Source organism: Streptomyces sp. B21-083 (assembly GCF_036898825.1).
Classification (GTDB): Bacteria; Actinomycetota; Actinomycetes; order Streptomycetales; family Streptomycetaceae; genus Streptomyces.
This window is the reverse complement of the sequence record NZ_JARUND010000002.1, coordinates 4691323-4702238: the sequence shown is the minus strand read 5'-3', so window position 1 is coordinate 4702238 and position 10916 is coordinate 4691323. Positions and strand designations below refer to the sequence as shown.

General features: G+C 68.2%; 9 protein-coding genes. 7 read left to right on the top strand and 2 right to left on the bottom strand.

The features are described 5' to 3' along the window. Together QA861_RS45155 and QA861_RS45150 are read left to right on the top strand one after the other, a co-directional pair. A complete protein-coding gene (locus tag QA861_RS45155) occupies positions 1–3204 on the top strand; it encodes a type I restriction endonuclease subunit R (RefSeq protein ID WP_334594760.1) in 3204 nt (1067 codons plus the stop codon). Positions 3205–3285: 81 nt separating this feature from the next. Then, complete coding sequence (locus tag QA861_RS45150; protein ID WP_334594759.1) at positions 3286–3984, top strand: hypothetical protein; 699 nt, start codon at positions 3286–3288, stop codon at positions 3982–3984. On the opposite strand, the gene QA861_RS47350 is transcribed toward QA861_RS45150, so the two are convergent. Further along, on the bottom strand, positions 3921–4199 hold the full coding sequence (locus QA861_RS47350) for a DUF397 domain-containing protein (protein ID WP_443041659.1): 279 nt from the start codon (positions 4197–4199) through the stop codon (positions 3921–3923). The genes QA861_RS45150 and QA861_RS47350 overlap by 64 nt on opposite strands. A 203-nt stretch (positions 4200–4402) precedes the next feature. Further along, on the bottom strand, positions 4403–5077 hold the full coding sequence (locus tag QA861_RS45140; RefSeq protein ID WP_334594758.1) for a tellurium resistance protein: 675 nt from the start codon (positions 5075–5077) through the stop codon (positions 4403–4405). A 214-nt stretch (positions 5078–5291) separates the two neighbouring features. Here QA861_RS45140 and QA861_RS45135 point away from each other — a divergent pair, with 214 nt between their 5' ends. From QA861_RS45135 to QA861_RS45115, 5 genes are all read left to right on the top strand, one after another. Beyond that, the gene (locus tag QA861_RS45135) at positions 5292–6740 is read left to right on the top strand and encodes a coiled-coil domain-containing protein (RefSeq protein WP_334594757.1); all 1449 of its coding nucleotides are present in this window, start codon (positions 5292–5294) and stop codon (positions 6738–6740) included. Next, positions 6737–7240 (top strand): hypothetical protein, encoded by a 504-nt coding sequence (locus tag QA861_RS45130; protein ID WP_334594756.1) that lies wholly within the window; start codon positions 6737–6739, stop codon positions 7238–7240. Before QA861_RS45135 ends, QA861_RS45130 begins: the two co-directional genes overlap by 4 nt. A gap of 39 nt (positions 7241–7279) precedes the next feature. Next, positions 7280–7948 carry a vWA domain-containing protein gene (locus QA861_RS45125; protein ID WP_334594755.1) on the top strand — a complete coding sequence of 223 codons (669 nt, stop codon included), beginning with the start codon at positions 7280–7282 and terminating at the stop codon, positions 7946–7948. A 299-nt stretch (positions 7949–8247) separates the two neighbouring features. Continuing rightward, positions 8248–9090: a protein phosphatase 2C domain-containing protein gene (locus QA861_RS45120; RefSeq protein ID WP_334594754.1), complete on the top strand. Its 843-nt coding sequence runs from the start codon at positions 8248–8250 to the stop codon at positions 9088–9090. After that, positions 9087–10040, top strand: a complete 954-nt coding sequence (locus QA861_RS45115) for a hypothetical protein (protein ID WP_334594753.1) — start codon at positions 9087–9089, stop codon at positions 10038–10040. The genes QA861_RS45120 and QA861_RS45115 overlap by 4 nt, the downstream gene beginning before the upstream one ends. Positions 10041–10916: the final 876 nt, after the last annotated feature.

Genomic DNA, 10916 nt, shown 5'->3' with positions numbered 1-10916 from the left:
ATGAGCCCTATCCATACAGAGTCCGCCTTCGGTGATGCCATCGTCGCCGCCATGGTCGAGCGCGGCTGGCGCGAAGCTCGCCCGCAGGACTACCGGGCCGATCTCGGCCTGGACACCAACGAGTTGTTCACGTTCATCGGGGCGACCCAGCCCGACGAGTGGAGTGAGCTGCTCACCGTCTACGGCGGGGACCCGAACGAGGCGCAGCGCGGGTTCGCCGGCCGACTCGACCAGGCCATCGCCACCAACGGGCTCCTCGATGTCCTCCGCAACGGCGTCAAGGACCGGGGCGTCCTCCTCCGCGTCGCCTACTTCAAGCCGAACCTCGTCGCTCATGACTCCGTGCTCGACAGCTACCGGGCCAACCGCCTAACCGTCGTCCGCGAACTCGTGTACGCGACGAAGCAGGCCGACTGGGGCAACAAGCTCGACCTCACCCTCTTCCTCAACGGAATCCCGGTCGCCACCGCCGAGTTGAAGAACCCGCTGACCAAGCAGGGGGTGGAGCACGCCAAGGAGCAGTACCGTACCGACCGCGACCCCACCGAACTGATCTTCACGCGCCGGGTCGTCGCGAACTTCGCCGTCGACCCGGACCTGGTCTTCGTCGCCACCCAGCTCAAGGGCAAGAACACCCGCTTCCTCCCGTTCAACACCGGCTCCAACGGCCCCGGCCAGCCGGGCGGCTCCGGCAACCCGGCCCCGACCGCCTACGGCACGTACGCGACCTCCTACCTCTGGGAACAGGTCTGGCAGCCGGACAACTGGCTGGACCTGCTCCAGCGGTTCGTGCACCTGCACAAAAGCAAGACGCCCGGCGGCGGCACCACGAAGACGATGGTCTTCCCCCGGTTCCAGCAGTGGGACGCGGTCAAGAAGCTCACCGCGCACGCCGCAACGCACGGCGCCGGCCACGACTACCTGGTCATGGCCTCGGCCGGCTCGGGCAAGTCGAACACCATCGGCTGGCTCGCGCACCGCCTAAGCGACCTGCACACCCCCACCGACCCGCGTGAACTCGACGCCGAGGCCTTGGTCAAGGGCCTCAAGCCCGGCGTGCCGGTCTTCGACAAGGTCATCGTCATCACCGACCGCCGCAACCTTGACGCCCAACTCCGTGAAACCGTCGGCAATTTCGAGCAGACCGCGGGGCTCGTCGTGAAGATCGACGAGAAGTACGGGGCGAAGGGCGAGCAGCTCGCGAAGGCCCTCTCCCGCGACACCGGGAAGATCGTCACGGTCACCCTGCACTCGTTCCCGGCGCTGCTCGACTACCTCCAGCGCAACCCGACCGAGATCCGGGGCAGCCGCTTCGCGATCGTCGTGGACGAGGCGCACTCCTCGCAGTCCGGCGACGCCGCCACCGCCGTACGGTCGGCCTTGCGCGACCTCGGCCTGGACTCCGACTCGGACGAGGCGGGCGCGACCACGGTCAAGGCCCCGGCCGCCGCCGCCACCCTCGACGAGCAGCTCAAGAAGCGGGCCGAGCAGCGTTCCCGTGCCGCGAACCTCTCCTACTTCTCGTTCACCGCCACGCCGAAGGCCAAGACCCTCGAACTCTTCGGCACGCTCCAGGACATCGACGGCAAGGCGACCTACCGGCCCTTCCACACGTACTCGATGCGGCAGGCGATCGAGGAGGGCTTCATCCTCGATCCGCTGCGCAACTACGTCACGTACAACACGTACTGGAAGCTGGTGAACAAGAACCCTGACGAGAAGGAGGTCGACCCGTCGAAGGCGAACGGCCTGCTCGCCCGGTACGCGCTGACCCATGACTCGACGGTCGCCCAGCATGCCCAGGTGATCGTGGAGCACTTCGTGGCGCACAGCCGGGGCCGTCTCGGCGGGCGGGCCAAGTCGATGGTGGTGACCGCCTCCCGGCAGGTCGCGGTACAGATGGCGCGTGCCATCAAGAGCTACCTCAAGGACCGGGACTACGACACCAAGTACCCCGATCTGGGTGTCCTCGTCGCCTTCTCCGGCTCGCTCACCGTCGACGGCGAGGAGACCACCGAGCCGAAGGAGAACGGCGGGCTGTCGGAGAGCGCGCTGCCGAAGGCGTTCGCGTACACACGCGCCGACGACAAGGCCGCCCGTGCCGGCGGAGCGGGACAGCGCGAGTACAGGATCCTGGTCGTCGCGGAGAAGTACCAGACCGGGTTCGACCAGCCGCTCCTCACGACGATGTACGTCAACAAGACGCTGACCGGCATCTCCGCCGTACAGACCCTGTCCCGGCTGAACCGGACCGCCGAACGCAAGACGCAGGCGGACTTGGCGGTGCTGGACTTCGTCAACAAGGCCGAGGACATACAGGAGTCCTTCCGCCCGTACTTCGAGGAGGCGATGACCCTCCCCTCCGACCCCAACCTGCTCTACACCGCGCAGAGCCGGGTCATGCAGGCGCCGATCCTGTCCGGGCAGGAGATGGACGAGTTCGCCGCCGCGTACTTCGCCGCCAAGGAGAAGGCGGCGGGCTCGCAGTCCAAGTGGGAGAAGCTGCACGCCGAGCTGTACCGGTTGCTCTCCCCCGCCGTCGCACGCTTCACGCCTCTGCTGGAGAGCGAGGACGAGGACGACCAGGAGACGGCGGAGGGTTTTCGCGCCGACCTCAACGACTACGTCAGGAAGTACGGCTTCCTCGCGCAGATCGTTCCCTACCGGGACGCCGAGCTGGAGCGGCTGCACCTCTACGGCCGCTACCTCCTCAACCGGCTGCCGCGCCGAGCGGACGGCGGCGTGGACATAGGCGAGATCGACCTCAGCCATATGCGGGTCGAGAAGACCGGCGAGTACGACGTCTCCCTCACCGCCGAGGGGCCGACGACGATGCAGGGCTTCGGTGACGGCTCGGGCGGCGCGAAGGAAGCGGAGAAATCGCTGCTCTCCCAGCTGATCGACAAGTTCAACGAACGCTTCGGCACCGAGTTCACCGAGCAGGACGTCATCCGCCCGTTCGAGGAGGCCAAGGCCGACCCGAAGGTGCGGGCGGCGGCCGTCGTCAACGACGAGGACAACTTCGGCCTCGTCTTCGACAACGTCTTCGCGGACAAGATGGCCGACCACATCGACACCATCGCAGGCATGGGCCGCCAGTACTTCGGCCCCGACAAGGGCTTCAAGTCCAGCCTGGACCGCAGCGCCCGCAAGGCCGCCTGGCGGATGATCCGCCGCGAGGAGGGCCTGGACGACGGCATCTGATGCGTACGCTCCGGCCGGATGTGCCGGCCGGGGCACCTTGAAGTGCATCAAGTCTGTGCGCAGTGCAAGTTGTCCTCATTCATGAGCGGCAACGAATCGGGAGGGGAAACAATGGACCACGCGACGGACGATCCCGAGGCGTCTCGGCTCCAGAAGGTCGTCGAGGGGATCGCCATCACGCCGGAGGCGGCCGCTACGCTCGTGGCCGGTTATCGTGCGACTTTCGAGGCCAAGTTCAAGCGGGAGCCCGAGAGCCTGGAAGACAAGCGCCGGGTCGCGGCCAAGATAATTGGCCGATACTCCAAACTTTCGGCAGCCGCTGGGGCGGTCACCGCAGCCCCGAGCGTGATTCCGGGTGTCGGTACGGCGGTCGCAGTCTTGGGCGGCGGTCTCACTGACATCGCCGCGGCACTCAAGCTCCAGATCGATATGTGCATGTGCCTCGTTGAGGTGTACGAGACCGAGCTGAGCGGTGAGGACAAGAAGCACCTCGCCTTCATGCTCGCGTTGGCGGGTTCGGCAGAACAGATGGCGACAAAGGGCGGCAAGGCAGCGGTCCAGAAGATCGCCGAGAAGCTGGTCTACCAGTACCTGAAAGGTCCCGCCTTGGTCACAATCAAGCAGTTGTTCAAGCGGGTGTCCATCACCTTCACCCAGAAGGCGATGGCCAAGGCGATTCCAGCCGGCGTAGGTGTCGCTTTCAGTAGCTCGACCAACTACGTCCTGACGACGGTGGTGGGCAGGGTCGCCGTCGCCGTCCTGGCCAAGGATGTGAAGTAGCAACGCTGCATCGGATCCGGTACCGCCGACTCAGGACCGTGCAAGACGTGGGTGCCCAGCCACCTGTGCGACTGGGCACTCACGGGGGTTACGGGGGTACGGCTCAGATCGTCTGCTAGAACGGCCAGCCGGACGAGCCCGGCCCACGCGTCGGGGGTGACCGTCAGAACCGGTCCGGATCGGACCTCCGAGTCCCGGATGTGTACGGCGACCACGGCGGCTGCGATCTCTACACACTCGCCACCCCCGCCCCTCACGCCGGGAGACGTACCGCCCCTCCCCGACGCGGAGTCGGGTCGCGGGCTCCTCCTGGTCACCGCTCTCGCCGACCCCTGGGGAATGGACCTGTCCGCCCCTCCCCTCAAGACGGTCTGGGCGGAACTCGATGACCACCCTCGCCCGCAGGCGAACCGCCGTCTCACAGAGGAGGCTTGACCCCGGGCACCCACTCGAAGCCGAAGCCGTATGCCCGGTCGATGAGTTGCTGGTTCATGGACCAGGGCCGTGCGGTGAACCAGCGGACCTCGCGCCGGAGGTCGAGGGTGTCGCGCCCCGGGATCAGCAGGGCGATGGCGCACGAGGTGGCCCCTGCCGGGGAGTCGTCGAGGTGGATGCGCCAGGTGCCGCTCGGGGCGCTGACGGTGACGATGCCTCCGAGCGTTCGGAAGTCGGCCGCCCCCTCGTAGATGTACACGTAGACGAGGAGCTTGGTGAACTGACGACGGTGCTCCAAGCTGATCCGCAGCGTCTCCCCGTCCGAGGTCTCGCCGGTCCGGTCGTCCTGGTCGAGACTGACGTAGGGCCAGGCGTCGAGATCGCCGAACGCCGCTCCGAGTGGCTGCACGGCGATACCCATGCCGTCGCGGGTGAGAACCATGCAGCCCAGGTCGAGATCGGCCTCGGAGGCGACCGACCAGCTGAGGTTTACCTGGAGGACACCCCGGCCCGTGATCTCGGCACGTGGAGTCTGCCGGGAGAGCTCCACCGTACGCGTACGCGGCACCGGCTCCCGGGCCGACCGCCTCTCGGACTCGATGGGAGCCCCGCCTCCGGTCAGCTGGATGACACCCCGTCGTCTGCCGTCACCGCTCAAGGAAACTCCCCTGGTTCAGCATTTCGCATGACCTTCATGCCACCCGTCCGCCGATGAGATGGTCGTCTATTATGGCGCGACTGGTGAAAAAGATGTGAAAGTCTCCACCAGTTAAGTTCCGCGCGGCAGGGGGCACGCGCCGCTGGTCCCGGCCCCACCGTCGCTGCGCTCGGATAGGCAAGAACGTCCCGGCGTACACCGGGCAGGGGTGGGAATGTTCGCGGGGATACAACTCGACAAAGGGGTGACGGCACGTCACCTCGAGGACCTTGCGCAGGATCCTGCGCTCGCACCGCGCGCCGAAGAACTGCGCGCACTGGCTCAGGCACTCGGCTCCACCGACACGGAAGCCCTCGACGCGTGGGCCGATCTCGACCTGATGGTGAATTTCGCCCGACCCGAGAGCATCGCCGAGCCTGTGACCGACGGCCGTGGCACACGGTTCGACTCGGCGCTGGACTGGGTTCTGGGAGCCTTGGTCTTCCTGCCGCTGCTGTTCACCTGGTTCGGCCTGTGGCAGGCGTCCAGTGCGTACGGGGCGCTCACGGGCGACGACCCCAAGGCCGCGGGTCGGCCGTTCCTTCAGCTCTGGCAGTCCGGGTTTGACGGGCACCTGGGCGGCATCTTCCGCTTCGGGCACGTCGCCGTGGGCGGGTGTCTGACCCTGGCGATGCTGTTCGTCCTTACCGCAGTGCACGGCTACCGGCGCACTGCCGCCGAACGTCGTGAGGAGGAGGCGCGCGGGCGCACCCGTACGGCCCTTGCCCGCCTGGTCCCGGTCCTCACCAGGGCACAGCTCTCGCTCAACGAGCATCGGTTCGCCTCCCCGCAACGCTTCGCGGCGGAGCTCAACTCGGCGGCCGGGCGGATCCAGCGCATGCAGACCAAGGCCATCGCCACGCAGGAGGAACTCACCCGGGCCGCCCAGGTGGTGGGCAAGGCGATGGACAAGGCGGAGCAGCGTCTTGCCCAGGTGGAGGCGTACGTGCGGCCGATCGAGCAGGTGGTGCTGCGGATCGAGGAGACCGTGCGGGACAGCGGGACGGCCATCCAGACCGCCGTGCAGGGCTTGGACGGCCCGGTGACGCAGGCGGGCCGGCGGCTGGCCGACGCGGTCAGCGGACAGACCAGTGTCCTCGATAAGGCGGCGGAAGAGTTGCGGGCGGCCGGGGAGAGGATGCGCGATCTCCTCGCCCGTACCGCGGACCGGCTGGAGACCGCGGTCAGCGCCAACGGCACCAGCGTCCACAAGGCGCTGTCGGACGCGGCGCAGCAGGTCGAGGACTCCCTGACGGTACTGGCCGCCTCGCAACGCGGGTTCACCACCGGCATCGAGGTCGTCGCGGACGTCAACGGCCGGCTGCTCAACGACCTCGGTGCGGTGGCCGAACGCACCGGTGAGGCCGCGGAGGTCTCGCGCGAGGCCCTGCTCGGCATCGAGGCCCGCAGCCTCGCCCTCCACGAGGCGGCCGACCGTTTCACCAGCGTCACCGACGCCCTGGTGCGGGCCCTGCGCGAGACCGAGACGGCCCGCGCCGAGACTGAGACGGCCCGCTCCGAGGCAGAGGCGGCCCGGGCGGGAGCCGAAGCCGCCCAGAAGCGGGCCGAGGACGAGCTGCGGCAGGCGAAGGAGCTGCGGGCCGGGATCGGATCCGGACGGTGAGCCCGGTGAGAAGAGGCTTCCGCTTCACTCCGCTGCATCTCGCAGGGTGGCTCTTCGCCGACATGCTGCTCGTACTCGCCATCGTGTCCATGGGAGACCGGGGCGATCCACTGGCCGCGCAGGCCGCCGCTCGCCCTTCCCCGTCCACTTCGTCCGCCGACGCCGGGCCGTCACCCGAACCGAGTCCGACACCGTCGGGGCCCCGGTCCGTGGAGCGCAAACCGGTGAAGGTTCAGGTGACGGCAACGGTCGGCGACACTGCACGGATGGTCAGCCAGCTCCGTGCCGCGACCGCCCGCTACGAGGGTCACGCCGCCGCCTTCGTGCTGACCTTCGGTCAGGCCCCCGAGCCCAGTGACGGCCAGGCGTACGCGCGCGAGATCAACAAGTCTCTACGGAAGGCGCGACCGGACATGTTCACCGACGCGACGACGCGGGACTTCTGGAACGGCGGTTCCGCGGGCTCCGCCGATCTGGAGATCTACTTCTACACCCGTTGACGGCTGCGCCGTTACCTACGCCTACGCTCAGGAGAGCTCATGCAGATCCTGCCCTTCTACATGGTGTGCGACGAGTCCGGTTCCATGGCTGGACCTGACGGCGTGGACACCATCAACGCGGCGTTGCCTGACCTTCATCACGAGATCAGCACCAATCCGAGCGTCGCGGACAAGACCCGTTTCGCACTGATCGGTTTCTCGACCCAGGCTTCACTGTTGCAGCCGCTCGCCGACCTCAGCGAGCTGACGCAGTTGCCATCCCTGTCGGCAGGCGGGGTGACCTCCTTCGGTGCCGCCTTCCGTCTGCTGAAGGACACCATCGACATGGACGTCGCGGCCCTCAAGTCGGAGGGCCACGACGTGTACCGGCCGGTGGTGTTCTTCCTCTCCGACGGCATCCCCACGGACGACGACTGGCGTACCGTGCTCAAAGAGTTGAACGCGTTCCGTTACGCGCCGAAGATCATCGCGTTCGGGATCGGGGACGCCGACGCCGCGATCATCTCGGAAGTGGCCAACTTCAAGGCGTTCATGCAGCAGGACCAGTCCGTCACCCCTGCCGTCGCGCTCCGCGAGTTCGCCTCGTCCCTCACCCGGTCCATCGTCAATTCGGCGACCAGCATGGACTCCCAGGGCGGCGAGGGATTCCACCTCGACGTCCAGGACCACGTGCCCGGTTTCACTCGCGTCTCCCTGGACAAGCTGTGAGCGGCCCGGTGTACGACGGAGGATTCCGCGGCGCGCAGGACGATGCCGGGCTCTTCGGCGGGGCTCGCGATACCGACGACCACGACGCGCGGATCAGGAGCCTGGCGCACGGTGCCGTGCCGGTCGACCCGGTCACCTCGGGGCCGGGAACCGCTGTCCCCACGGCGCCGTCGGCACCTCTGACGCCGGAGGACCTCGCGTCGTCAACGGAAACCGGAACCGGACTCCTGCGGGGGGCACCCTCGCACGTAGGCAACCGCCCTCCCAGCTATCCGCCCCACCCTCTGGGACGTCCCTCCGTGCGGGACGCGGATGAATCTGCCGCGTTCTCCCCCGCGGTCCTGCTGGACGGGGCCCTCATCGGGCGACTGACCGTGCGTGCCGCCTCCGTGCGCGGCGACTCCCACAACTGGGAGGGCAGTTGCCGCCAGGACGCCATGACGATGACGCGTATCGGTCCCCCGGATGCGGAGATGCTTCTGTTGGCGGTCGCCGACGGCGTGGGCTCCGCGGTGTACTCGCATGTGGGTTCCTACCAGTTCTCGCGCCTGGCAGCCGTCTTCCTGGACCGGGAGGCGGAGAACATCTACGCGGCGGTGTGTGCTGGCGACGAGAACGAACTTCGAGTCTTGGCCACCAAGGCGGTCGCCGGCGCGGCTGCCGAACTTCGCTCCGGGTGGGCACGTACCGCACAGCACAAGCCCCGTCCCTACGCCGACCAGGACTACGCCACCACGCTGCACGTCCTCCTGATCCCCACAGACCCGCGCATCCGCGACCGAGTTCTGTGCAGCGTCGGCGACGGCGGCCTGTTCGTGCTGCGTGAGGGCCGCTGGGAACACGGGGACCCGGACGACGGCGAAGGACTGCTCGACACCCGCACCGAGGCTCTCCCGCACGCCTACCGCAGCGTCAAGGCCACTCTGCTGCGTACCGTGCCGAGCGAGGTTCTGCTGCTGGGCACCGACGGCATCACCAACCCCCTCACCCAGAAGGACCCGGAGTTCGCGCGCCGCCTCGCCGAAGCGTGGGGCGGGCCCGAGGTCCCCTCCCTGTCCGACTTCCTGTGGCAGGCGCAGACACGGGCCAAGTCCTACGACGACGACCGGACCGTCATCTGCGTGTGGGAGGAGCAGGCATGAGCGCGGAGGACGGCGCCGACGTCGCCCGCTCGCCGCTCACGCTCGGGGAACGGGTCGGCATCGGCGGCCAGGGTGAGGTGCATGCCGTCGGCGACGGGTCGCTGCTCTACAAAGAGTACAAGGACCCGTCCAAGGTCAACGGCAATGCGCTCGCGGACCTGGTCGCGTTCCGGCAGGGGCTCGGCCAGGCCGATCGGACCCGTTTGGACGCCCTCGCCGCCTGGCCATTGTGCCGTGTGGTCGAGGGCGGCCGGACACTCGGTTTCCTCATGCGGCGTGCCCCGTCTCCCATGACGTGGCGCACCGCGACCGGAGCGACGAAGCTCCTCGAGTTGCAGTATCTGATCAGGCCTCCGAAAGTGGCCTGGCAGGAGGTGTCGCAGCCGACTCCTGAGCAACGCAGGGCTCTCGCGTTGGCCTGCGTCGAGGCCATCGGCTGGTTCCACGACGCCGGACTGGTGATCGGGGACATCTCGCAGGCCAACATCCTGTGGTCCCTCATACCCGAACCCGCCGTCCACTTCCTGGACTGTGACGGCTTCCGCCGGGTGGGGCGTAACGCCGTCCAGGCCCAGGCCGCCACTCCCGATTGGAACGACCCGCTCGCCCCGTCCACCGAGGCGAGCGTCGACACGGACGCGTACAAGACGGCCCTCACCGCGGGGCGCATTCTCGCGCAGGAGCCGTACGCCAGACCGGACCAGCAGCTGCGGCCCGTCGCCGGATGCCTCAACGAGCGTCAGGCTGCCGCGGTGGGAAGCCTCTTCGCCCAGGCCGCGGGCGAGCGCGGAACCCGTCCCCGCCCGAGCGAGTGGCAGACGGCGCTGAGCGACCGCGGCATGATCACCCTCACCGCGGCGGCACCCCGACCTCGCCCGTCCGTCGACCACACGGTCCTGGACGGAGTGCGCAATCGGACACCGATCGACTTGCGAGCACCCCGCCAGTAGACGGGGATCCGGCGCTGTATGGCCCCGGATCCCCTCTGGTTCCCTGTGCTGCCAGCACTTCCCGAACCGGACACGGTCAGGCCAGCCGTTGCTGCCGCCGGGCCCGAGCAGGCTCGTGAGCTCGGCGATCGCTTCTGGCAACGGGTCTCAGCTAACCGTGCAAGACGTGGGGGCCCAGCCGCCTGCGCGACTGGGCCGCCACCGGGTCGCGTACGTTCGGCTCAGGCCGACCAGTCGGCGGCCAGCCGGATGAGCCCGGCCCACGCCTGGGGGGGCACCATCGACACCCCGGCCGGGCGCCGCAAGTGTCTCCAGGCCAGCATCACCCGAGCCCCGAGCAGGAAACCGCTGGTTGAACAGTTCGGTGGCATTCCACTCAGACGGCAGAAAATCGCGGTCCTCACGGACCATGATCCCGTCCGGCGCAGGCCCCGTCGACGCAAGCTGACGACGAGGCTGCTGGCCGGGTTCTGCGAGCTGTGCGGTCGGACTGAAGAAATCCAGGTCCACCAGACTCGCCGACCTCGACCGGCTCGGACAGGAACAACTCAACTGGGCTGTCCTCATGACCAGGAAACGACGCAAGACCCTCGTGGTCTGCTCAACCGGCCACGGAGACATCCGTGTTGGCCGCAAAACCGAAGTTCACGAGAGTCACTGGAGAGCCCGTTGCGGTTAACGCCGCACGACGGGTTCGGGAGGAGGGCGTTGGGAAAGGGACCAGCCCCACGAGCTGGTACCTCGCCCGGCGGCCCACCTCACGTACGTCCTGCCAGCGGGAGGCCGACCGGCCGCCGCACCCTCCTGCCCGTCGTCCACCGCCGCGCTTGTGCCCATGTAGCACCGCGAGCCCTGGACGGCAGATCGACACAGCGG

Excerpts from the sequence above, each read along its gene's own strand:
- QA861_RS45155 (WP_334594760.1), top strand. The coding sequence starts at position 1 with ATGAGCCCTATCCATACAGAGTCCGCCTTCGGTGATGCCATCGTCGCC.
- QA861_RS45150 (WP_334594759.1), top strand. The coding sequence starts at position 3,286 with ATGAGCGGCAACGAATCGGGAGGGGAAACAATGGACCACGCGACGGAC.
- QA861_RS45135 (WP_334594757.1), top strand. The coding sequence starts at position 5,292 with ATGTTCGCGGGGATACAACTCGACAAAGGGGTGACGGCACGTCACCTC.
- QA861_RS45125 (WP_334594755.1), top strand. The coding sequence starts at position 7,280 with ATGCAGATCCTGCCCTTCTACATGGTGTGCGACGAGTCCGGTTCCATG.
- QA861_RS45115 (WP_334594753.1), top strand. The coding sequence starts at position 9,087 with ATGAGCGCGGAGGACGGCGCCGACGTCGCCCGCTCGCCGCTCACGCTC.